The sequence below is a fragment of the Nocardia camponoti genome (assembly GCF_014646135.1).
GTDB classification, from domain to species: Bacteria; Actinomycetota; Actinomycetes; order Mycobacteriales; family Mycobacteriaceae; genus Nocardia; species Nocardia camponoti.
Map to the genome: position 1 here is coordinate 338024 of NZ_BMMW01000002.1, position 20651 is coordinate 358674.

The window sequence follows — 20651 nt, forward strand, 5'->3', positions numbered from 1 at the left end:
CGTTGTCTCATGCGAAATCCTGGCCTGCGTACGGCGGCCGTCGCAGGGGTCACCACGGTGCTCGCCGGGTCGAGCGCGGGCACGGTGTCGTGGGCCACCTACCGGCTGTTGATGGCACAGGCCGCCGCCGCGCGGGTGGCGATCGGGCGCGACACGTCGAAGCCGCCCGAGGCCGACGGCGTCTACGCGCCGTTCGCTGACGGTCCCGTGCCGTATCGCCCAGGCGTGCCAACCGACCTGCATCTGATGATCTTCGGCGACTCAACCGCCGCCGGGCTCGGCTGCAAAACCGCAGCTGAGGTACCGGGCGTTCGACTCACGCGCGGGCTTGCCGACGCGACCGGACTGCGCGTGCGTTTGAGCACTAAGGCGATCCCGGGCGCGACGTCGAAGGGCTTGTCGGGGCAGGTAGACGCGATGTTTATCGCAGGGCCGCCGCCGGATGTCGCGGTGATTCTCGTCGGCGCGAACGACATCACCAAGAAGCATTCGATCCGCGCCTCCGCACGAAGGCTTGCCGCCGCCGTGTCCCGGTTGCGCGAAGCCGACGCCGTCGTTGTTGTCGGGACCTGCCCCAACCTGGGCACGGTCCGCGCGATCGGCCAACCGTTGCGCACGGTTGTCGCGAACTGGAGTGTGCGCCTCGCCAAGGCGCAGGCGATGGCGACGGGCGTCGCTGGCGGTGTCTCGGTGCCGCTCGGATCGGCGCTTGTCGCTAACGAATTCCGGTCAGCGCCAGAGACGCTGTTCGCTGGCGACGGCTTCCATCCCTCTGCCGCGGGCTACGAACTCGCGGCTGCTCAATTGTTGCCGGTGCTCATCGCCGCGGTGTGTGAGCAACCTGGTCTTCCCGTCACCGATCGTGAGCCGTAGATTCGAAGGCGAACGGCACAAGTGAACGGCCGTTCGCGTATGCCATTGAAAAGGAGTCCTCATGCCCGAGGCCGTCATCGTCTCAACCGCCCGCTCGCCGATCGGCCGTGCCATGAAGGGCTCGCTCGCTGGCATGCGCCCCGATGACCTCACCACCCAGATGGTCGCCGCCGCGCTGGCCAAGGTGCCCGAGCTCGACCCCACCCAGATCGACGACATCATTCTGGGCACCGGCTCCCCCGCCGGCGAAGGCGGCTTCAACATGGGTCGTATCCTCGCGGTGCAGCTCGGCCTCGACACCGTGCCCGGCACCACCGTGCACCGCTACTGTGCGTCGTCGCTGCAGACCACCCGCATGGCGTTCCACGCGATCAAGGCTGGCGAAGGCGACGTCTTCATCTCGGCCGGTGTCGAGACCGTTTCGCGTTACGTGAAGGGCTCGGCCGACAGCTCGCCCGACACCAAGAACCCGATCTTCGCCGACGCCGAAGCCCGCACCGTCGAAAACGCCCAGGGTGGCGCTGGCGTGTGGACCGACCCGCGACTGAACGGCCTCGTCCCCGACGCCTACATCGCGATGGGCCAGACCGCCGAGAACGTCGCCTCGCTCACCGGCATCAGCCGCGAAGACCAGGACCGCTGGGGCGTCCGTTCGCAGAACCGTGCCGAAGCCGCGATCGCCGCTGGTTTCTTCGAGCGCGAGATCTCGCCGGTCACCCTGCCCGACGGCACCGTCATCAGCAAGGACGACGGCCCGCGCGCTGGCGTCACCTACGAAGCCGTTTCCGGCCTCAAGCCGGTGTTCCGTCCCGACGGCACCGTCACCGCTGGTAACTGCTGCCCGCTCAACGATGGTGCCGCCGCGCTCGTCATCATGAGCGACACCAAGGCCAAGGAACTGGGCCTCACCCCGCTCGCGCGCATCGTTTCGACCGGCGTTTCGGGCCTGTCGCCCGAGATCATGGGCCTCGGCCCGATCGAAGCCGTTCGCCGTGCGCTCGCGCTCGCGGGCAAGTCGGTCGACGACATCGACCTGTTCGAAATCAACGAAGCCTTCGCCGTGCAGGTGCTCGGTTCGGCGCGTGAACTCAAGATCGACGAGGACAAGCTGAACGTGTCGGGCGGCGCGATCGCGCTTGGCCACCCGTTCGGTATGACCGGCGCGCGCATCACGACCACGCTGATCAACAACCTCCAGACCTACGACAAGCAGTTCGGTGTGGAGACGATGTGCGTTGGCGGCGGCCAGGGCATGGCGCTGGTGATCGAGCGCTTGAGCTAGCCCGGGCCTCGCGAAATACCAAAGTGGCTCCCACCGAGAGGTGGGAGCCACTTTTGTTAGCTACTGCTGTTGGTCTCTCAATCGCGCTGGAAGTAGCTCAGCAGGCGCAAGATCTCGACGTAGAGCCACACCAGGGTGACGGTGAGGCCGAGGGCGACGCCCCACGCGGCCTTTTCCGGGGCCTGGGCGCGGATGAGCTGGTCGGCCGCGTCGAAGTCGAGCAGGAAGCTGAACGCGGCGATCGCGATGCACACGAGGCTGAACACGATCGCGAGCGCGCCACCGTCGCGCAGACCCAAGCCGCCATCCATGAAGAAGCTGGCGATGATGTTGCCGACCATCAGCACGAGCACGCCGACCATCGCGCCGAGGATCATGCGAGTGAAGCGCGGCGTGACGCGGATCGCGCCGGTTTTGTACACGACGAGCATGCCGAAGAACACGCCGAACGTGCCAAGCACCGCCTGGCCGATCAGGGCGCTACCGCCAACACCGCCGAAGGTGACGTCGGTGAACATCAGCGAAAGCGCGCCGAGGAACAGGCCCTCAGCGACGGCGTAGCCGAGCACGATCGCCGGCCGGTCCATCTTGTTGCCGAAGCTCGCGATGAGCACGAGCACCAGGCCAACAAGGCCACCGCCGATGACGAACGGACCGGCAAGGCCCGGGTTCGCCGACGAAAGCGCGAACGAGATGATGGCCGAGACGGTGAGCACCGCGAGCGTGATGCCCGTCTTGGTGACAACGTCGTCGATGGTCATCGCCCGTTCGACGGCCTGCTGCTGATACGGCTGCTGACCGTATTGCTGCTGGTTGTAGGGCTGCTGCCCGTACTGCTGCTGACCAAATTGCCCAGCACCCGCCGCGCCCGAACCGAAGTTCGCGTAGCCGCCGGGGCCGACCCCCTCCTGCTTAGGGAGGTTCTTGAACACCGGATTCGATGAGGTACGCACCGTGCGCCTTCCTAGGTCTGTCGCCGTACAAGGAGTTGGGGTGACTTGCCATGTTTAACGCGCCCGCGCCAAACGAAGTTCCCCAAACCTTCGGACAAATCGGACTCTACCGCGAACGTGGCTCGCGAACCGACCGCGTGACGGTGAATTTCTTGTTCCGCCCGATCACGTCCGTCGGGCCAACCAACTGCGCGACGATGCCGCGATAGTTGAGGTGCGAGTTGTACACGGTCCACAGTTCGCCGCCGGGCCGCAGCACGCGACCGGCTTGGGCGAACATCTTGATTGCCGACCCAGTGTGCACCGCGGCACCGACATGAAACGGCGGGTTGCACAGGACGAGGTCGGCGCTGCTGTCGGCCGCCGACGACATCGCGTCGTCGCGGACAACGCGCACGCGGTCGCCTACCCCGTTCGCCTCAGCGGTCGCGCGCGCGGACGCGACAGCGGCGGCCGACTGGTCAGTGCCGATCACCTGGATACCCGGCCGCGACTTCGCGAGAGCGGTCGCGAGAATGCCCGTGCCACAACCCAAGTCGATCGCTTCGGCAGCGTCGGGTGCCATGCGGTCGAGGTGTTCAAGCAGGAATCGAGTGCCGATGTCTAGTCGAGCACCGGAGAACGCGGCACCGTAAGCGACAACGTCGCCGTCGATTTCCGCCAGCCGCTCGCTGACCGGGAACTGCGAATCCGCAACGGGCAGCGGCGAACTCGCGACGATCACCCGCGACTTCTGCCGACCGCGGCCTGCCTGAACATGCGAAAACGATTGCGCGAGCACGTCATTCATCGTCGGCGTCAGGTACTTGTCACGGCCGCCAGCGAAAACGACCACGTCCGGCGACGCGTAGCGCGCGATGGCGTCGGCGATTTCGGCGAGTCCAGCGAGCATGCGCGGCATCCGCAGCAGCACCACCTTCGCGCCGGTCAGCAGCTCGGGGCCGAGGTCGTGCGAAGCGTAGGAGCCGTCGCGACCGAGTTCGCGCGCGTTCGCCGCCAGCGCGAGTTCCCCGGTGAGCAGGTCCTGATGCACGCGCACGCGCGGCGGACGGGCCAAGTCTGTCGGCGACAAACCGCCGGTCCGCTGGCTGGTCGCGTCCTGCTGCGACGCCCGCATCGCGTCAACCCCCAGCGTCAACGCGCCGTACGCGTCGCCGATCACCGCAATCTCACCGCTACCGGCAGCGGCGATAGCGTCGGCGGCGGTGTCGAGGATCAGCCGGTCGGCGGCGTCGACGGCGTACAGGTTGACCGCCTCAACGTCTGGATATCGCCGCAGTCGGGTGAGTACGTCATCGACACTGTCCACCAGACAAGTGTGCTAGATCGTTGCGGGCGTGTCGTCATCGACCCATCGCGCCCACGTTAAGGCAGGACACGCACCCAGTTACTTAGCGCCTGAACGCAATTGGGCTGGCTACCATCGGCAGATGCGCAAGCTTGTTGTGTCGTCGCTGGTCGCCGCCGGTGTGGTGTTGCTGTCGGGCTGCGGGACCGACGATGCGAACCCGGTCGCCGCGCCGCGGTCATCGCCCGTCACGTCGGCCGCGCCAACGTCGACTCCCCCGCACTTCGCCGACGCCAATCCCCAACCGCCATCCGACAACACGCCGAAGGCAGGCGAAGCGTCCCCGGGCGCGGCGCTGAGTCTCACCGGCATCCGCATCGGCAGCGGGACCGGTTACGACCGGGTCGTCTTCGACCTCGCGGGAAAGGGCACACCAGGCTGGCAGGTCGCCTACACCGACGCCGCGACCCAAGACGGCAGCGGCAGGCAGATCGACGTCGCTGGCAGCTCGATTTTGGAAGTGCGCATCCTCGGATCGGTTTACCCGTTCGACGCCGTCGTCGCACCGTATGAAGGCCCCGACCCGGTCACCGATCCAAGCGCGCCGACCGTCACCGGCGTGTACCGCCACACCGTCTACGAAGGCACAACGCAGTCGTTCATCGGACTGAATGCCGACCGACCCGCGTTCGCGGTCAGCACGCTGAACAACCCGCCTCGATTGGTTGTTGATATCGCAGTGCAATGACGACGCGCTACGTTACGTATATGCCGCTTCTGGATCGGGTCGGACTCGTCGCCGCGCTCGCAGCTGTCACGGCTGGCGCGTTGGTCGGGTGTACAAGTCAGGTCGATGGGGTGGCGGAAGCCAACCAGACGGACCTGTCGTCCTATAAATCGACAGTCTCTGCCGCGGCGTCGGCGTCGCGTGCCGCTGCCGTCGACTTAGCGACGGTCACCGCGTGCAACACGTTGCGCACGGTCAACACCAGTTCCGTTCGCTCGTTCAACGCCTACATCGACGCGAGCAACGACGGCGCTGCCGATGCCGACACCAAGGCCGACGCCGCGGTGACGACCATGCGCGCCAACGGTACTGACCTTGACGCGAAAATCACCGCCGATGTCTTGCCCAACATCGCGACCGAGCTGCGCGCGTATTCGACCGAGAACACCAAGCTCGCTGACGCACTGCAACGTCGCGCGCCAACCGATCAGCTCAACAGCGTCATCGACAGCTACAACGCGAGCAAAGATCTAGCGCGCACCGCGTGCGAGGCCTACCGCTGAGTCGCAAAGCCGCTAGGCGTGCCCGGTGATGTCGCGTATTCTCGGTACCGGACATAACCAGTCAGTACCAGGGGTAAGGAACCGTGCCGATGCCCGCACCGCTTCGCGACAGCGCGGTACCTAAGCACGAACAACTGCGCGCGATCCTGCTGCAAAAGTGTACGCAAGAGCTGCAACCTGGCGAATTGCTCACCAGCGAGCGCAATTTGATGGCCGAGTACGGCGTGAGTCGGATTACCGTGCGCGAGGCGGTTGGCCAGCTGGTCAATGAGGGCTACCTCGTTCGCGTGCGCGGCAAGGGCACGTTCGTCGCGCATCGGCCAGTCCAATCGCGGTTGCATTTGGCATCGTTCACTGAGGAAATGCGCGCGCTCGGTCATCATCCGACCACGCTGGTGCTCGTCGCCGAGATCGCGCAGGCACCGGAGGCGACTGCACGGTCGCTTCGACTTCCCCAGGGCGCCAACGCTTATCACGTGCGCAGGCTGCGCTTGGCCGACGAGGAACCGATCAGCGTCGACGACGCGTGGTTCAACCCAGAGTTGTTGCCCGAGCTCATCGCCCACGATCTGACGGGTTCGATTTATCGGACCACCGCCGAGCGCTACGGCAGGCCGATCGAACGGGCCGTGCAAACCGTCGACGCCCAGGCCGCCGAAGGCGGGATCGCCGCACTGCTTGGCGTGAAAAAAGGCGCGCCCGTTCTGCATTTCGACCGCGTCTCGTTTAGCGGCGAACTGCCGATTGAGCAAACGCACAGTTGGTATCGGGCCGACCGCTATCGCGTGCAAATGGAAGTTGGTCAGCGCGGCGGGCAATGAATGCCCGATTCGGTATGAAATACACGTCTTTCAGATACCGTACGTAAGTCGTCTAAGACTTTCGGAGGTATTTCCATGTCCATTCGCACAACCGCCGCGGTAGTCGCGTTCGCCGCAGCAACCGCGATCATCGGCGCTGGATCAGCGAGCGCGTTCCCCGGCATCGACTGGGACATCCTGCCAAGCGGCTCGGCCACCCTCGACCTGGGCAGCAGTTCGGGCAGTGGCACGGGCAGCATGTCCGGCTCGGTCGACGCCGACTTCGGCTCGGGCGTTGGCCCCAGCGGCGGTTCCGTCGACGGCGACACCGGAACCGCGCGCATCAGCGGTTCGAGCTACCTCCCGCGCTAACTCGCGCGAGCCTCGCCGTCGACACTCACGTTCGGCGGCGAGCGGCGTCAGCGACTTTCCGCGCGCGCGGTGATAAGGCCAGCGAGGCGTTCGAGTGATTCCTGATTGCGCGCCGAGAACAGTAAATCCTGTGCCTGACCGGGGATGAGTTGCGCGATGCCGCGCTCGGCGCGCTCGATCATCCGAATCGTTGTGTGCCCCGGTTTGTTCTCGGCAAGGGTGAGCAAAATCGACGCCGAGCCGATCGACCAGAGGCGCGCTTCGAGTTCCAAATGATGCGGCGGGTCGACGGCGACGACGACCGTGGTGTCGCTGATGAGCACCGGCCACAGGCCGAAGCGATAGTGAATGCGGCTGCCGACAGCGGGCCAGTCGGGGTCGACCTTGCCAATATGCGAAGCGCCGACCACCCAACTGGCATACAGCCAGCCGTCAGCCAACGTCGCGAAGGCAGTCGCGGGTGGCACCGGCACCGTGACCTCGGCAATGAACATCGATGCACAGCCTAGACGCGCTCGCGGTTCTGCGGCACGAAAACCTACCACGCTGGAAATTTGCTGTACACCGTAAGGACGTGCGATTGTCTTGCGCATGTCACGAGAGCGCACACTATTCGGCCAGCCAATCGGGCTGACGAATCTCTTCGGCGTAGAGCTGTGGGAGCGGTTCTCGTTCTACGGCATGCTCACCATCCTGGGCTATTACCTGTATTACTCGACCACCGAAGGTGGCCTCGGGCTTGAGCAGAGCACCGCGATCGGCATCGTCGGCGCGTACGGCGGCCTCGTTTACCTGTCGACCGTGCTTGGCGGCTGGGTAGCCGACCGGCTGCTAGGCATGGAGAAAACCGTCCTTTACGGCGGCGTTGTCGTCATGGCCGGGCACATCGCGCTCGCGGTCATCCCCGATCTCGCTGGCGTTGGTGTTGGGCTCGTACTTGTCGCGCTGGGCAGCGGCGGGTTGAAAGCGAACGCGTCGTCGTTGCTCGGCACGCTTTATCCCAAAGACGACCCGCGCATCGACGGCGGCTTCACGCTCTTCTACCTGGGCATCAATTTGGGCGCGTTCACCGGCCCGCTCCTCACGGGACTGCTGCAACGTGAGTGGGGTTTCCACGCGGGCTTCGGCGTCGCCGCGGTCGGTATGGGCATCGGGCTGACCCAGTACGTTGTTTTCCGTCGCAACCTCGGCGACCACGGTCGTTCGGTGTCTAACCCGATCACGCGACAGGCACTCATTCAGGTGCTTATCGGTGCCGCGATCGCCGTCGTCGCCGTTGTTGTCGCGATCGCTACGCACCTGCTCACGCTGGAAAACCTGCCCGACGCGACAACCATCGTTATCGCGCTCGCATCGGTCGCCTATTTCGCGGTCATGCTCACGAGCACCAAAGTCACGCGCGTCGAACGCACCCGGGTGCGCGCGTTCATTCCGCTTTTCCTCGCCAACGCGGTGTTCTGGTCGCTTTTCCAGCAGATTTTCACCCTGCTCGCGGTGTATTCCGATGAACGCGTCGATTGGCGCATCTTCGGTTGGGAAGCGCCCGCGAGCTGGATCGGTTCGGTCGAACCGGTGTGGATTATCGCGCTGTCGCCGCTGTTCGCGGTCATGTGGGACAAGCTCGGCAATCGCGCGCCGAGCACGCCCATCAAATTCGCCTTTGGCGTGATCGGCATGGGCGCGGCATTTTGGCTCTTCGCCTTACTCGCTGGCTTTGATGGCAAAACCGTTCCCGTCTTGGCCGTCTTCGCGATTCTCGGTGGCTTCGCTATCTCGGAACTGCTGCTTTCGCCCATCGGACTGGCCGTGACAACGCAGCTCGCGCCCGTCGCGTTTCGGTCGCAGATGATGGCCCTGTATTTCTTCTCCGTCGGCATCGGCACGTCGATGGCGGGCACACTCGCCCGCTTCTACAGCCCCGATGACGAGGTTGCTTACTTTGGTGTCCTTGGCGCGGCGGCGGTTGTCGTTGGCCTTGTCATGGTCGCTATCGCCCCTTGGATCAAACGCCACATGCCCGGCGTGCACTAACGAGAAGGAGAAATGCTGTGGCGATCCCCAACGGATTGTTCCGCACCAAATCGGTGGAACAATCCATCCTCGACACCGACGAACCTGATTCGAAACTTCGTAAAGACCTCACCGCGTGGGACTTGACGATTTTCGGTGTCGCGGTCGTGGTTGGCGCGGGTATTTTCACCCTCACCGCCCGCACGGCGGGCAACGTTGCCGGCCCGTCGGTATCGCTCGCCTTCGTTTTCGCCGCGGTCGCGTGTGGACTTACCGCGCTCTGTTATGCGGAATTCGCATCGACGGTCCCGGTTGCCGGTAGCGCTTACACCTACTCGTACGCCACGTTCGGCGAGCTAGTCGCGTGGATCATCGGCTGGGACCTCATCCTGGAATTCACCCTCGCCGCCGCTGTGGTTGCGAAGGGGTGGTCGCAGTATCTGGGCACCGTGTTCGGATTCGATTCCGCCATCGTGCATTTCGGGTCGATTAGTTTCGACTGGGGCGCGGTGAGCCTGATCGCCGTGCTCACCATTTTGCTTGCGCTTGGCACGAAATTGTCGTCGCGGGTGTCGGCGATCGCGGTCGCGATTAAGTTGGCTGTCGTCGCTCTTGTTGTTGTCCTTGGTATTACGTATTTCAAGGCGTCGAATCTGAGCCCCTACATTCCGCCGTCACAGCCGGGTAAGTCGGGTGATGAGAGCGGGTTGCATCAGTCGCTGTTCTCCTTCGTCACCGGCGCGGGTAACAGCAACTTCGGTTGGTACGGCCTGCTCGCCGCGGCCAGCCTGGTGTTCTTCGCGTTTATTGGTTTCGACGTTGTCGCCACCGCCGCCGAAGAAACGCGCAACCCGCAAAAGGCTGTTCCGCGTGGCATTCTCGGGTCGCTGTTGATCGTGACCGTGCTTTACGTTGCTGTCTCGGTTGTGCTCACCGGCATGGTGCCGTACACCGATCTCGCTGGTGACAACGCAACGTTGGCGACCGCGTTCGCGATTCACGGTGTCGACTGGGCGAAGAACGTGATTTCGATTGGCGCTCTTGCCGGTTTGACCACGGTCGTTATGGTGTTGTTCCTCGGTCAGACGCGCGTGCTGTTCGCGATGTCGCGCGACGGGCTCATGCCGCGCTGGCTCGCCCACACCGGTTCGCGTGGCACGCCGGTGCGCATCACCGTCATCGTCGGCGTTGTGTGCTGCTTCCTGGCTGGCTTCGTCAACTTCGGCACGCTTGAGGAAATGGTCAACATCGGCACGCTTTTCGCGTTCGTGCTTGTGTCGATCGGCGTGATCGTGCTGCGTCGCACCCGCCCCGACCTGCCGCGCGGCTTCCGCGTCCCGTGGGTGCCGCTGCTCCCGATCCTCGCCGTCCTTTCGTGCCTCTGGCTGATGGTGAACCTGTCGGTGGAAACGTGGATCCGCTTCCTGATCTGGATGGCACTGGGCTTCGTGATCTATTTCGCCTACGGTCGTAGGCACTCGATCCTGGGCCGCCGCAACGAGACCGAGAACGCGACCCCGCCCACCCCGTAAGGACTTTCGACCCCAGACAGCGAACTCGATTCCGGTACACCCGTACTGTTCGCTACGCTGTCCGGGCACGCCCCCATAGCCCAATTGGCAGAGGCAGCGGACTTAAAATCCGCACAGTGTCGGTTCGAGTCCGACTGGGGGCACTCCCTACCAGCGGAAATGCCACGGACGGCCCGACCAAATCAGCGCGGCAGCACCGAAACTGGACACTTTCCGGACACATTCATTCTCGCGCACCCGCGAACCGCTCCAGCGCTGCCCGTGCATCGGGGCCGGTCGTCCGTCGCTCTAGGTAGTGCGCTTCGGTGGTCGACAGTCGCGCGTGCGAGAGCTGCGCCTGTGCGTGCTCTGGGCCGAGCGCGTCACGAACCGCCGTCGCCACGGTCGGCCGAATCGACCGAAACTTCACCCACTCCATGCCCTCTGACCGCGCTTCGCGCAAGCATCGGCGCATGTTCGCCAAGCTCATCCATCCGCCGTCACGGTTGGCGAAAACCGGCGCGTTCGGCGTGGGACCACCCGGCCCCGACTCGCTGATCAGCGCCGCCAGCGAGTCGACCGCCGTAGTCGGCAAGAGCAAGGTGTGATCGCCCGCCCCGCCCTTGCGGTACGCCTGCCGATGCAGCGGCCTGCCTTTGATCCGGCCGTGGTCAATGAGCGTGCCCGACAACGTGAGCGTTGGTGGATCGGCGAGCAGGTCGACGTCACACCACCGCAGCGCGAGCACTTCATCCGGGCGTCCACCTGTCGCCAGGAGTAGGTCGAGGAACGCGGGCAGCAACCGCCCCGGCGGAGGTCCGTTGCGGCCTGGCACGGTAACCCTGGCGTACTCGACGACAGCAGCGCGCAAGGTCGCGAACTCACTCGACGTGAGCGCACGCGGTCCCCGTCGCAGCCCCGGCGTTGGCGCGGTCGCGCGCGCAAGGTCCACCTCTCGAACGGGATTCGTCGGAATCACGTCGGCGCGCACCGCGAGCTTGAACATGCCAGATAGGACGGTGCGCAACGTCTTGGCCGTCGCGGCGCGCTCGCGGGCAATCCCGACAAGCAGCGCGTCCGCGCGTGACGCCGGAAACTCGCGAACGCGCAATGCGCCAATCTGCTTGCGTCCGTGCAGGTTCCACACATTGGTGTATTGGTCTCGCGATTGCTCCGACACGCGCGCACTGCTGATGTAGGTGTCGAACAGTTCGCCGAGCGTGGTCCTCTCCGTGACCAGCGTCCCGACCACGGGCGCGGTCCGCTCGCGTAGATGCGCCAGTAGCGCTGTGCGGGCAGCCTCTTCGCTCGCGCCGTTGCGTTCGGCTTTGCGTCGCTGCCCGTCACAGTCGCGTACGCGCGCCATCGCGATGTACATACCGCCCTCGCAACGCACGGTGATTTTGCCCCACATGCCGGGGGCCATGCGCTGCCTAGGCATCGTCGCCCTTCGCTCTCTTCATCGCCTCCAGGTACAGCTCGTCGATGCCCTCGTCGGGACGCACATCCATCCCGGCTGTCATCATCGCGGCCATCTCCTGCACGACGAAGTCGCGCACTTGCTTGTCGACTTCGCGGTAAGTGGCGAGAAGTGTCTTAGCAACGTCGATCGCCGCCGGGTCTCCGCGCCTACGCGCACTCTCAAGGTCATATTCAGCCATGCTCGTCGCCAGGCTCAGGACTCGGTGCCGATACCGCTCAAGCTCGCGTGAGCGCACTATCGGATCGACTCCCACCCGCTCCGACACTTGGCGCTCGGGCGTGGCATCGTTAGGGTAGTCACTCGCTTCAGACGCGATTATCTCGCCCGAAAACCATTGTGTCGCAAGGATCGAGCGCGTTTTATGCCCGGGCCACACCTCCACCTCGCCGTCTGGTAATGCCGGGTAGAGCAGCTGCACGGGCGAGACATTGAGCGCAAGCGCAAGCGCGATCACCTCAGGAACGGTGACGGTCTTCTTCCTCCCCAGCTCCAGGTCGCTGATCTGAGCCTTTGTTAGCGCGTACCCGCATCGCTCCGTGGCCTCCGCAAGCTTCGCCGCCGACAACTTCGGCTGATGGCCCTCGCGTAAGGCCCTAACCGCTCCGCCTACTCGGGCTGCAAGTTCAACATCCCATGTCGTCATGGATACGACGTTAGTCCAATGTCTTGCGTTTTCCATCCGACGCCGGTAGAACTCGTATGGATACCGACGAATGGCGCAAATGCTTCGTCACTCATACGAAAGAGGCTCGAATGTCTCCACAGCAGAACCGCTTGCACTCCATCCCCGCCGCTGCCGAGCAGCTCGGTATCGGCAGGTCGACGGTCTACATCCTCATGAACGAGGGCAAGTTGCGATCCGTCAAGGTCGCCGGTCGTCGCCTCATCTCATCCGACGCCATCGCCGAGTTCATCGAGCGCGCCGAACAGGGCGCGGCCTGATGTCCCCCGCCAATGAAAACGGCCCGCGAGCAGCGGTAACTGCTCACGGGCCAATCGACCAGTCCGACACCAAATCAGAGAGATCAGTTATGAATCCTACCCCCGTCCCGGTCAACCGCGAAGCGGCACGAACGCTGTACATGGCACTCGCCCTGGCCCTCGTTGACCTCGCCACCTGGGCCGCTCGCATCGGCGAACCTGTCGAACGCGCCCGCGCCATCCTCACCGGTGAGTACCCGGTCACCATGACCCACTTCGCCCAGGTCTCAGAACTCACCGGCAAGCCGCTGATTGAGTTGGCCGCGGATCTTCAACGCCGTCTAGGGCTGCCGGTCGCGTGGCCCTTCTTCGGCAGCGACGGCAGCACGCACCAACTCGAAACGCCCCGAATCCCTCACCACGGTGAGCGTTTCGCCCTGCTCCACGAAGACGAAGACGGCTACGTGGGCTTTGAGCCCGCGACGTTCTCGCACCTGCTCGCCGTCGTGCACGTCGATGGCATCGAAGACAACGAGTCCGTTGGTTTGGCCGATCTGCACCCGATTGAGCTGGCCGAACGGGCACGCGAGCACCTGGCCGCCGACAACGCGCGCCAGCTCGACGACACCGAGCAGGTGCAGCGATGAGCAACGACGAACGCGACGACTTCGTTTGGGCGTTTGCGCAACTGGTCGGGCTGACGATGCACCCCATGCGCGCAACGCTCGACGAGTGGCTCGACGTGCTTCACCGCCGGTACGGGCAGCAGCTCAGCTTGGTGATTCAGATCGGCGCATTGCCGGATCTCGACGCCGCACTTGACGAAATCCGGGCGATGCCCGCGCCCGCGGCTTGGCAACGAGCGTTGGTTTACCTCGACGACGCTGCGCGCCGCGCTGGCGTGGCCATCTCCAATACGTCCGCCGCAGTCGCAGCTGAGCAGGACCGCGAGCACCTGGCCGACGACGAGAACGCCCGCCAGCTCGCCGAACTCGACGCTGACGTGAGCGCGATCCTGGCTGTCGTCGACGAGCAGGAGCGCCCGTGATCGCCAACGCCCTTGTGTTCGCCGGTATCGGTGCCCCGACGCTCTACCTACTCGCCAGCGTCATCGCTCACGAGATCCGCCAGCGCGTCGACCTGGCCGAGGACGGCAATCGGTGACCCGCCTCATTCGCGTGCCATCGGTCGCGCCTTACCCGCGTCCGGACGAGCGGCCCAGCGCCTACCGCGTGGCCCTGGACTCAGGCCAGCGCATCGGCGTGGTCGTCGCCGAACGCGACGACCACGACGGCGTGCTGACCGCGCGCCGGTGGTTCGCCAGCTGGCGTCTGCCCGGCGACGAGCAAGCCCGCTGGATAACCACGGTCGGGCACTCGACGCGCCGCGCTGCCGTGGCCGAGCTGCTGGACGTCATCGCCAACGCGATCGGCCAACCACAACCCCCGACCTAACGCACGACACCCCGACACCCGAGCACTAACTCCGACAACGAGAACGCCCCCGGATCGACCGAGCTCGACCGGGGGCGTTTTCCTCGAAACGCAAGGAGCTTCACCTATGGCTCAGCCTAGGGCAACCGGACCGGGCAGCGCCTACGCCCGCGTGGTCGACGCGCTACGCGAAGCGGGTTGCACCGTCGACGACAAGGGCGACCACGGCAGCGCATCAACACCGGGGCACAGCAGCGCCGACCGGGGAACGACGTTCCGCCGCTACCCCGATGGCGTTTTGCTCAACTGCCACAACGGCGACGTTGCCGAAGTGCTCGCCGCGATTGGCCTCAGGATGGCCGATCTGTTCGATAAGCCGCGCACGACCTACACCTACCCCGGTGGCCGCAAAGTCGTTCGTTACTACAGCGCTGACGACGAGCGCAGATTCTCCCACGATGGCAACAAGGCCGACCGCACACTGTTCGGAGCGGACAAGCTGCCCGCCGATCGCGCGACCGTCGTCTATGTCGTCGAAGGCGAGAAGGACGTACGCGCCGCGCAAACCGTTGGCGCACATGCTGTTTCGCAAGCAACGGGCGCGAAAACTTCACCCGGCAAGGCTGATTGGCAACCCCTGGCAGGTCGGCCCGTGGTCATCGTGGCCGACGACGACGAGCCAGGCCGCGAGCGCGCTAACGCCGTCGCCAAACACCTTGGCCCCATCGCGGCATCGGTGACCGTTGCCAAAGCCAAGGACGGCAAAGACTTAGCCGACCACATCACCGCCGGGCATTCCGTCGCCGCGCTCGTGACCCTCGCTGATGCGCGGCCCGCCCATTCGGTGCGACTGGTCGCCTTCGCTGAGATCGCCGACGACGTGCCAACGTGGGGATGGACCTACGACGGACATGGCCGCATCGCCGTCGGCACGCTCGCGCTCTTCGCTGGGCGACCGGGCGCGGGCAAGTCCACCGCTGGCCGCTGGTTCGCCGCGCAAGCATCAAATGGCAGCCTCGCCGGATGCTGGCACGGTTCGCCCGTCAACGTCGCCTACATCGCCGCCGAGGAATCGCTCACCTACGTAGTGAAACCCTCGCTGCGCGCCGCTGGCGCGGATCTAACACGCGTGTTCTTCCCTGAGGTGCAATCCGATGGCAAAGCCTCGCGTTTAACCGCCGAGCATGTCGACGACCTCGCGCGCCAGCTCGTCGCGCACCGGGTACGCGTCGTTGTCGTCGACCCGCTCATGTCGACGTTGGGCGGCAAGGTCGACATCAACCGCAACAACGAGGTGCGCGAACTGCTCGAACCGTGGGCACACCTCGCCGACCGCATCGACGGACTCGTGATCGGCATCGCTCACCTACGCAAGACCGGCAACGGTGACGTCGTCGCGGGCATCAACGGTTCGTCTGCCTTCGGCGAGCTCGCGCGCGCGGTGTTCGGCTTCGCTAAAGATCCCGAGTCCGACGCGGGCGACCGGATCATGTCGCAGGAAAAGAACTCGATGGGCCAGGAGGACCTCGCGCTGATCTACCGCATTGAATCCCAAGCGGTCACCACCGACTCAGGCAGTACCGCCGAGGTCGCGAAGTTCTCGATTATCGGCACATCGGATCGGACCGTGGGCGATGTGCTGCGCAACCCCGATACCGAGCGCGACGGTAGCGAGCGCGCCGAAGCGCAAGCGTGGCTAGAGGACTACCTCACCGAGAACGGCAGCGCCCCCGCGCGTGACGTGAAGGCCGAAGCGAAGAAGGCCGGAATATCTGAGCGCACGCTCAAGCGCGCCGCGCAAAAGCTCGGAGTCGTCTACACGAGCGCTGGATTCCCGCGCGTCTCGCACTGGTCGCTACCGGCTGTCGACCAGTCGGGCCACCCCCGCCAACCAGTCGGGCCTACGCGCGTAGACGTGGCCCCACTGGCCCCACTGGCCCAACTGGGCGCGACCAGCGCAAATGCAAGCGACCCTGTTGGCCCAACTGCACAGTCGGGCCAGTTGGGCCAGCCCACGTTTACGGGCCCCACTGGCGAGAACGTGGCCCAATTCGACCCGCCAGGGCGTCACCCCGACGTGACGTGTGACGTGTGCGGCTACGAACTTGGGCCCATCGCCGCCGCCGCTGGCATCCACCCCGATTGCGTCGACAAGCCCGCCAACGAAGCGAGCTTCGACTTCGCCGAGGACGGTGCCGCATGAGCACCTGCCAGACCATCGACGCCTTCCCTGAGCTGCCGCAACCGCAACCGCAACGACCGCGCCAACGGCATCGCTCGCTACTGCGCACATGCGGCGCGGAAACGGCCCTAGGCACTCAATGCCGCAACCGGGTGGCCGACCACCACCCCGACGAAAAACGGTGCCCTGCACACGAACTGGACGCCACGTCATGAGCGTCGACGATCGCGCGGTCACCCTGGCCGTGGGCTTCGTGCTCAACGTCGGCGCGACGACGCCCGCGATGCTCGCCACCGAGCTGGGGATCAACGAGGGCCAGGCGCTCGCGTTGCTCACCGCGGCTTGCCGACGCGGGCAACTGCAACCAACTCGCCGCGGGCGTTTCGTGCGCGCACCCGACGCCATTTTCCGACCGGTTGAGCCCACGAGCAGCGAGGTTGAGGGGTTGACCCCCTCAACCGCCCGCGACCTGCGAGGTTGTGGAGTTGAGGCCCACGCGAAAAAGGCCCCTACGCGCGCGCGAGCACGCACCCTCAACCAGGAGCGCACACGGTGACCGCCACCCGACGCCCCCGCTCACCGCTGGCCGCACTCGTCGACGAACGCCTCACCGGTGCCGCGTGCGCCGGGATGGCCCCGTTCTTCGACGCCGAGCATGACGAGATCCGCGAAGACCCCGACGACCGCGAGTTCCGCCACGCCGCTGCCATCCGCGTATGCGGCCAGTGTCGGGTCCAGGTCGCGTGCAGCGATGCCGCTGCCGAACAGGACAAGCCCCAAGGAGTCTGGGGCGCAACGGTTTACCCAGCGCCTGCCCGACCGGTCGGGCGACCCCCAAGGAAGGAGAACGCCGCATGAACGCCCCCACCATCACCGCCGAGCGCTTCGCCGCGATCGTCGACGAGATGGCCCGAGCAGCACACGCGGCCACCCCGCTACTGCGCGCCCGAGGACTCACCGACGCCCAGATTGACAACGCGCTCACCCTGGCAACGTTGGGCGCACTCGACGAGCACCACGCCGGAAAACGTCACCGTGACAATTCCCGGCCTGACACTCGCCTGCCCCAGCGTATGGCCCGCGTCATCCGGCGGTGCTGGCATGGCTGAGACCGTCACCGCCGACAAAGCCACACGTCGGGCTGTTGTCCACGCCCTAGCGCTGTACGGGCCAATCAGGCAGGCACAGCTGCGCGCCGTGATCATGGCCGAGCTACAGCGCGGGATCGACGACGCGATCACCGGACTCTTATCCGACCGCACCATCACCCGCGACGACCGCAACCGCTACCGCCTGGCCCGCCGCTACCGCAAAGCCATCGCGTGGCCACCGCCATCCCCACACCTGCTCGACCGCTCGCCGCAACTGCACCAAGCGGTCGGGGTAGGCGTTCACGCGACTGCACCCCCACGGTCGGGCGATGAGCACACCCGCAGGTGAGCCGCTGACGCTGGCCGACATTGACGTGACGCTGCTCGCGGTGCGCGAACTGATCACCGCCAGGCAGCGCACGGGCGCACCTATCCCCGACGCGGTGCGCCGCGCCTACAGGCGGCTACGCCTGGCCCGCGAAGCCGCCGCCGTCACCGAGTCCGTACGCGGACAGCCCGAGCCCGCCGCGCGCTCATCCTCAGATCAGATCGGAACGGCCGAAGCGGCACGGGCATTAGGTGTCAGCACCCGCCACGTTCGCCGCATCGTCACCGATCTCGACGGGCGCAAGGTTGGGCGCGATTGGTGCTTCAACTCTGCGACTGTCGCCGCCTACGCCGACGCCCGAAAGGACCGACCAGCATGACGAGCCCAACCAAACGACCCGCCGCCCCGACCGCTAACGAGCTGCCCGAGCGCCCCGATGCTCCCGACCTTGCGGGGTTGGCCATTGACGAGCAGCTCGCGCGCGACATCGCTGTTCGTTACGTCGCCGCACTCGATGCCCCCGGGTTGGCGACATTCCTTGCTGAAGTTCACGGCAACCTCGACGAGCCCGCCGCCAAGCGCGCCGGCGACCCAACCACCACCACGGCCGAACCGCGCCGCGCCGGCGACCGCAGCAGCGGCTACCCCGCCAACTGGGCTGTCTAATGCCACGCCCAGCAACCGGCGCACCTGGCGACGCAACGCCCGCCGATGAGCATGACGAGTCCGGCGTCGACTTCCTCGAACGGGTGCGGCGGGGAGAAATAATCACCGGGTCCGGCCAGCTCCGCCTAGCCGAACCGCCGCACATCTACCCGCCACATTGGCAACCAACGCGAGAGGACCAACGCCGATGAGCGCATACCTGAACGAGCAGGATTGCCGCCGATTCGTCGACGACGTCAAGCAAGCCGGGGGCAACGTCCCCGCGTCGCTAACGTCGATCCTCGCAACTCTCGACGCGGTTACGGCGTGGGATCGCGAGACTGTCGACATTGGCTCGCAGATCCGCAACGGCACGATGACAGCGGCCAACGCGAGCAAGCTGCTCGACGAAGCCCGCGCGCAGCCGGTCGTCAACGTCGCCGAACTCAAAGCCAGAGCAGCCAGTGACCTGGCCCGCCAGTTCAAAAAGACGCTCAACGACAGCGCGGCTGACCAAATCATTGAGTCGTTGCGCCCGGCCTTCAACGACGCTGTCGCGGGCATTCAAGCCGCGGCGCAATGGATCACCCCCGACACTCAAGCCGAGCAGGTTCTCGACCTTGGCGACGAAGCGATCGCGGCATGGATCGCGCTGCCCAAGCATCGCCAAGTGCTCGACCGAATCAACGACGCCATCGTTGGCCAGCTGGGCGGCTCGGGCAGTGTCGGTTGCCTCGGGGTACTGCCGTGGATGCATTACGGGTCACCGACCGGCGTCACTCAAGCGCTGTTCTATGTCCGTGACGAGTCCGTCGACATTCTCAACGCCGGTCGGTACATGAGCGCGCCAGTCGGTGGGCAACGCGGTGGTCGCTGGCTTCGCCTTGCCACCACGACAACCCTCCAGCTCAACACGCTCACCCGCGCAAAGGAGTTGTGCGCGGCCTACACCGCCGCCGATGCCGAGCGTCAGGCGCGCGAATACGCCGCGACGCACCCCGAAACGCTCTAACCAACACCGATCAGACCCACCAACGGAGCACCTGGCCAGTAGGTCAGCTGCTCCGAGGGTGGGGGTCCACCCAGGACTGATTAGTCACTTGGGCGGATCTGCATAGCGCCAACCATTCCGCGCATTGCATGACACGTAGGAAACGACCAGGTCAGGGGACGATATGCCACCACGCAACCGCCGCACGCCTGGCGCGACGCTGGTCGACTCGATCCGGCGCGACCTAGGCGACGGCATCGAACTCGACCAGCGCGACCTCGCCATTCTCGCGCTCGTCGAAGCCACGGCCAACGACATTGCCCGCTTGGAAACTGCGGCCGAGCAGGTGCTCACCGACAGCGGCAAACTCAACCCCGCGATGACTGAGCTTCGCCTAGCGCGTGCCCAACTCGCGAGGCTGGTCGGGTCGCTCAAGCTCACCGCCGACGAGCTGCCCGCGCCGAAGTCCGCACGCCACCAATACGCCGCTAACGCTCGCTGGCATCGGGGCGCGTAGTGGCCCGCCGGATCGCGCGACCTGCCCGTGAGGCAATCCGCGACCACCTCGTCGCCGAGCATGATCACGCGATCGGTCGGTACGCCAAGCGGCTAGGGCTACCCGACCCGCACCGCGACACGATCACCAACGGCGCGGCCGTTCGCCTGCACCGCTACGAGCTGCCCGACGATCACCCCGCCCGCAGCGATGGCGACCCCGCCGACTCGTTGACCCTTACCGCCGACGACGAGCTGCTTCCAGATCCCGACGCGAGACAACGGGTAACCACTGCTGTTACGGCAGTGGTTACCCCCGCCGCGCCGACCAGCGTTGACCGCAGTAACCACTGATTGCCCGCTTGGACGTTGGTGCAGCGGCGACGTGGCCGAGCAATGCGCGAGCGGTCCATAGGGAAGGCTGCCGCGCCAGCTCCGCTGGCTTGCCATTCAGTGGCTCGATGGCTGAATTTTCGGTCACCGTTTATTCACCGAAAATCAACGGGAATCAACGAGATTCAACGGATTGCAACCCAACTCGCGGCAGTCAGGTGGTTTTTTGCACCGGCCGATATTCGACGGGCAACGGCCTCGACATGGCGACTTGCCGGACACTTTCAGGACATAAACGCCCCCAAATCTTGCCAATTCGTCACGAACGCTACCGGACAGGAACCGTCCCGAAACGTGTTGTGCGACAAGA

At 65.4% G+C, this 20651-nt stretch carries 27 protein-coding genes and 1 tRNA gene; 23 read left to right on the forward strand and 5 right to left on the reverse strand.

The window, feature by feature from the left end:
* Positions 1-9 precede the first annotated feature (9 nt).
* Both IEX78_RS09760 and IEX78_RS09765 read left to right on the forward strand, forming a co-directional pair.
* The gene (locus tag IEX78_RS09760; RefSeq protein WP_188828593.1) at positions 10-873 is read left to right on the forward strand and encodes an SGNH/GDSL hydrolase family protein; all 864 of its coding nucleotides are present in this window, start codon (positions 10-12) and stop codon (positions 871-873) included.
* Positions 874-934: 61 nt separating this feature from the next.
* Entirely contained in the window at positions 935-2155 is a 1221-nt protein-coding gene (locus IEX78_RS09765; protein WP_188828594.1) for an acetyl-CoA C-acetyltransferase, read from the forward strand.
* Between the two features lie 77 nt (positions 2156-2232).
* Here the strand turns inward: IEX78_RS09765 and IEX78_RS09770 are convergent, their stop codons facing one another.
* Together IEX78_RS09770 and IEX78_RS09775 are read right to left on the reverse strand one after the other, a co-directional pair.
* Positions 2233-3108, reverse strand: a complete 876-nt coding sequence (locus IEX78_RS09770) for a Bax inhibitor-1/YccA family protein (protein ID WP_188828595.1) — start codon at positions 3106-3108, stop codon at positions 2233-2235.
* A gap of 106 nt (positions 3109-3214) precedes the next feature.
* Complete coding sequence (locus tag IEX78_RS09775; RefSeq protein ID WP_188828596.1) at positions 3215-4417, reverse strand: class I SAM-dependent methyltransferase; 1203 nt, start codon at positions 4415-4417, stop codon at positions 3215-3217.
* A gap of 121 nt (positions 4418-4538) precedes the next feature.
* Between IEX78_RS09775 and IEX78_RS09780 the strand changes: the two genes are divergently transcribed.
* The 4 genes from IEX78_RS09780 (at position 4539) to IEX78_RS09795 (ending at position 6858) form a co-directional block, all read left to right on the forward strand.
* Positions 4539-5144, forward strand: coding sequence for an AMIN-like domain-containing (lipo)protein (locus tag IEX78_RS09780; protein WP_188828597.1), 606 nt, complete (start codon positions 4539-4541; stop codon positions 5142-5144).
* 20 nt (positions 5145-5164) lie between these two features.
* Positions 5165-5686 carry an Rv2240c family protein gene (locus IEX78_RS09785; RefSeq protein ID WP_188828598.1) on the forward strand — a complete coding sequence of 174 codons (522 nt, stop codon included), beginning with the start codon at positions 5165-5167 and terminating at the stop codon, positions 5684-5686.
* 89 nt (positions 5687-5775) lie between these two features.
* Entirely contained in the window at positions 5776-6507 is a 732-nt protein-coding gene (locus tag IEX78_RS09790; RefSeq protein ID WP_188828599.1) for a GntR family transcriptional regulator, read from the forward strand.
* Positions 6508-6582: 75 nt separating this feature from the next.
* Positions 6583-6858, forward strand: coding sequence for a hypothetical protein (locus IEX78_RS09795; RefSeq protein WP_188828600.1), 276 nt, complete (start codon positions 6583-6585; stop codon positions 6856-6858).
* A gap of 47 nt (positions 6859-6905) precedes the next feature.
* On the opposite strand, the gene IEX78_RS09800 is transcribed toward IEX78_RS09795, so the two are convergent.
* A complete protein-coding gene (locus IEX78_RS09800) occupies positions 6906-7352 on the reverse strand; it encodes an SRPBCC family protein (protein WP_188828601.1) in 447 nt (148 codons plus the stop codon).
* Between the two features lie 97 nt (positions 7353-7449).
* On the opposite strand from IEX78_RS09800, the gene IEX78_RS09805 reads away from it, so the two are divergent.
* The 3 genes from IEX78_RS09805 to IEX78_RS09815 all read left to right on the forward strand — a co-directional run bounded on the left by IEX78_RS09805 (position 7450) and on the right by IEX78_RS09815 (position 10543).
* Positions 7450-8889, forward strand: a complete 1440-nt coding sequence (locus tag IEX78_RS09805; RefSeq protein ID WP_188828602.1) for a peptide MFS transporter — start codon at positions 7450-7452, stop codon at positions 8887-8889.
* A gap of 17 nt (positions 8890-8906) precedes the next feature.
* On the forward strand, positions 8907-10400 hold the full coding sequence (locus IEX78_RS09810) for an amino acid permease (RefSeq protein ID WP_188828603.1): 1494 nt from the start codon (positions 8907-8909) through the stop codon (positions 10398-10400).
* Positions 10401-10469: 69 nt separating this feature from the next.
* Positions 10470-10543: transfer RNA gene (locus IEX78_RS09815), tRNA-Leu, on the forward strand.
* Positions 10544-10623: 80 nt separating this feature from the next.
* On the opposite strand, the gene IEX78_RS09820 is transcribed toward IEX78_RS09815, so the two are convergent.
* Together IEX78_RS09820 and IEX78_RS09825 are read right to left on the reverse strand one after the other, a co-directional pair.
* Positions 10624-11820, reverse strand: coding sequence for a tyrosine-type recombinase/integrase (locus tag IEX78_RS09820; protein ID WP_188828604.1), 1197 nt, complete (start codon positions 11818-11820; stop codon positions 10624-10626).
* A complete protein-coding gene (locus IEX78_RS09825) occupies positions 11813-12505 on the reverse strand; it encodes a helix-turn-helix domain-containing protein (RefSeq protein ID WP_188828605.1) in 693 nt (230 codons plus the stop codon). Before IEX78_RS09825 ends, IEX78_RS09820 begins: the two co-directional genes overlap by 8 nt.
* Before the next feature lie 110 nt (positions 12506-12615).
* Between IEX78_RS09825 and IEX78_RS09830 the strand changes: the two genes are divergently transcribed.
* The 14 genes from IEX78_RS09830 (at position 12616) to IEX78_RS09895 (ending at position 20302) form a co-directional block, all read left to right on the forward strand.
* A complete protein-coding gene (locus tag IEX78_RS09830) occupies positions 12616-12804 on the forward strand; it encodes a helix-turn-helix domain-containing protein (protein WP_188828606.1) in 189 nt (62 codons plus the stop codon).
* 89 nt (positions 12805-12893) lie between these two features.
* Positions 12894-13430, forward strand: coding sequence for a hypothetical protein (locus IEX78_RS09835; protein WP_188828607.1), 537 nt, complete (start codon positions 12894-12896; stop codon positions 13428-13430).
* The gene (locus IEX78_RS09840) at positions 13427-13831 is read left to right on the forward strand and encodes a hypothetical protein (protein ID WP_188828608.1); all 405 of its coding nucleotides are present in this window, start codon (positions 13427-13429) and stop codon (positions 13829-13831) included. The genes IEX78_RS09835 and IEX78_RS09840 overlap by 4 nt, the downstream gene beginning before the upstream one ends.
* A 112-nt stretch (positions 13832-13943) precedes the next feature.
* The gene (locus IEX78_RS09845; RefSeq protein WP_188828609.1) at positions 13944-14237 is read left to right on the forward strand and encodes a hypothetical protein; all 294 of its coding nucleotides are present in this window, start codon (positions 13944-13946) and stop codon (positions 14235-14237) included.
* Positions 14238-14343: 106 nt separating this feature from the next.
* Entirely contained in the window at positions 14344-16419 is a 2076-nt protein-coding gene (locus IEX78_RS09850; RefSeq protein ID WP_229683847.1) for an AAA family ATPase, read from the forward strand.
* Positions 16420-16609: 190 nt separating this feature from the next.
* Positions 16610-16954, forward strand: coding sequence for a hypothetical protein (locus tag IEX78_RS09855; protein WP_188828610.1), 345 nt, complete (start codon positions 16610-16612; stop codon positions 16952-16954).
* On the forward strand, positions 16951-17256 hold the full coding sequence (locus IEX78_RS09860; RefSeq protein WP_229683848.1) for a WhiB family transcriptional regulator: 306 nt from the start codon (positions 16951-16953) through the stop codon (positions 17254-17256). The genes IEX78_RS09855 and IEX78_RS09860 overlap by 4 nt, the downstream gene beginning before the upstream one ends.
* The gene (locus tag IEX78_RS09865) at positions 17253-17507 is read left to right on the forward strand and encodes a hypothetical protein (RefSeq protein WP_188828611.1); all 255 of its coding nucleotides are present in this window, start codon (positions 17253-17255) and stop codon (positions 17505-17507) included. The genes IEX78_RS09860 and IEX78_RS09865 overlap by 4 nt, the downstream gene beginning before the upstream one ends.
* Entirely contained in the window at positions 17500-17838 is a 339-nt protein-coding gene (locus IEX78_RS09870) for a hypothetical protein (protein ID WP_188828612.1), read from the forward strand. The genes IEX78_RS09865 and IEX78_RS09870 overlap by 8 nt, the downstream gene beginning before the upstream one ends.
* The gene (locus tag IEX78_RS09875) at positions 17819-18196 is read left to right on the forward strand and encodes a helix-turn-helix domain-containing protein (protein WP_188828613.1); all 378 of its coding nucleotides are present in this window, start codon (positions 17819-17821) and stop codon (positions 18194-18196) included. Before IEX78_RS09870 ends, IEX78_RS09875 begins: the two co-directional genes overlap by 20 nt.
* Entirely contained in the window at positions 18193-18483 is a 291-nt protein-coding gene (locus tag IEX78_RS09880; protein WP_188828614.1) for a hypothetical protein, read from the forward strand. The genes IEX78_RS09875 and IEX78_RS09880 overlap by 4 nt, the downstream gene beginning before the upstream one ends.
* 187 nt (positions 18484-18670) lie before the next feature.
* Positions 18671-19474 carry a hypothetical protein gene (locus IEX78_RS09885; RefSeq protein ID WP_188828615.1) on the forward strand — a complete coding sequence of 268 codons (804 nt, stop codon included), beginning with the start codon at positions 18671-18673 and terminating at the stop codon, positions 19472-19474.
* Positions 19475-19637: 163 nt separating this feature from the next.
* Positions 19638-19970 carry a hypothetical protein gene (locus IEX78_RS09890; protein ID WP_188828616.1) on the forward strand — a complete coding sequence of 111 codons (333 nt, stop codon included), beginning with the start codon at positions 19638-19640 and terminating at the stop codon, positions 19968-19970.
* Positions 19970-20302, forward strand: a complete 333-nt coding sequence (locus IEX78_RS09895; RefSeq protein ID WP_188828617.1) for a hypothetical protein — start codon at positions 19970-19972, stop codon at positions 20300-20302. The genes IEX78_RS09890 and IEX78_RS09895 overlap by 1 nt, the downstream gene beginning before the upstream one ends.
* Positions 20303-20651 lie beyond the last annotated feature (349 nt).

Coding starts and splice junctions, on each gene's coding strand:
- IEX78_RS09855 (WP_188828610.1), top strand. CDS start 16,610: ATGAGCGTCGACGATCGCGCGGTCACCCTGGCCGTGGGCTTCGTGCTC.
- IEX78_RS09875 (WP_188828613.1), top strand. CDS start 17,819: ATGAGCACACCCGCAGGTGAGCCGCTGACGCTGGCCGACATTGACGTG.
- IEX78_RS09805 (WP_188828602.1), top strand. CDS start 7,450: ATGTCACGAGAGCGCACACTATTCGGCCAGCCAATCGGGCTGACGAAT.
- IEX78_RS09765 (WP_188828594.1), top strand. CDS start 935: ATGCCCGAGGCCGTCATCGTCTCAACCGCCCGCTCGCCGATCGGCCGT.
- IEX78_RS09820 (WP_188828604.1), bottom strand. CDS start 11,820: ATGCCTAGGCAGCGCATGGCCCCCGGCATGTGGGGCAAAATCACCGTG.
- IEX78_RS09850 (WP_229683847.1), top strand. CDS start 14,344: ATGGCTCAGCCTAGGGCAACCGGACCGGGCAGCGCCTACGCCCGCGTG.
- IEX78_RS09880 (WP_188828614.1), top strand. CDS start 18,193: ATGACGAGCCCAACCAAACGACCCGCCGCCCCGACCGCTAACGAGCTG.
- IEX78_RS09785 (WP_188828598.1), top strand. CDS start 5,165: ATGCCGCTTCTGGATCGGGTCGGACTCGTCGCCGCGCTCGCAGCTGTC.
- IEX78_RS09835 (WP_188828607.1), top strand. CDS start 12,894: ATGAATCCTACCCCCGTCCCGGTCAACCGCGAAGCGGCACGAACGCTG.
- IEX78_RS09865 (WP_188828611.1), top strand. CDS start 17,253: ATGAACGCCCCCACCATCACCGCCGAGCGCTTCGCCGCGATCGTCGAC.
- IEX78_RS09870 (WP_188828612.1), top strand. CDS start 17,500: ATGGCTGAGACCGTCACCGCCGACAAAGCCACACGTCGGGCTGTTGTC.
- IEX78_RS09825 (WP_188828605.1), bottom strand. CDS start 12,505: ATGACGACATGGGATGTTGAACTTGCAGCCCGAGTAGGCGGAGCGGTT.
- IEX78_RS09790 (WP_188828599.1), top strand. CDS start 5,776: ATGCCCGCACCGCTTCGCGACAGCGCGGTACCTAAGCACGAACAACTG.
- IEX78_RS09840 (WP_188828608.1), top strand. CDS start 13,427: ATGAGCAACGACGAACGCGACGACTTCGTTTGGGCGTTTGCGCAACTG.
- IEX78_RS09800 (WP_188828601.1), bottom strand. CDS start 7,352: ATGTTCATTGCCGAGGTCACGGTGCCGGTGCCACCCGCGACTGCCTTC.
- IEX78_RS09795 (WP_188828600.1), top strand. CDS start 6,583: ATGTCCATTCGCACAACCGCCGCGGTAGTCGCGTTCGCCGCAGCAACC.
- IEX78_RS09885 (WP_188828615.1), top strand. CDS start 18,671: ATGAGCGCATACCTGAACGAGCAGGATTGCCGCCGATTCGTCGACGAC.
- IEX78_RS09760 (WP_188828593.1), top strand. CDS start 10: ATGCGAAATCCTGGCCTGCGTACGGCGGCCGTCGCAGGGGTCACCACG.
- IEX78_RS09890 (WP_188828616.1), top strand. CDS start 19,638: ATGCCACCACGCAACCGCCGCACGCCTGGCGCGACGCTGGTCGACTCG.
- IEX78_RS09780 (WP_188828597.1), top strand. CDS start 4,539: ATGCGCAAGCTTGTTGTGTCGTCGCTGGTCGCCGCCGGTGTGGTGTTG.
- IEX78_RS09830 (WP_188828606.1), top strand. CDS start 12,616: ATGTCTCCACAGCAGAACCGCTTGCACTCCATCCCCGCCGCTGCCGAG.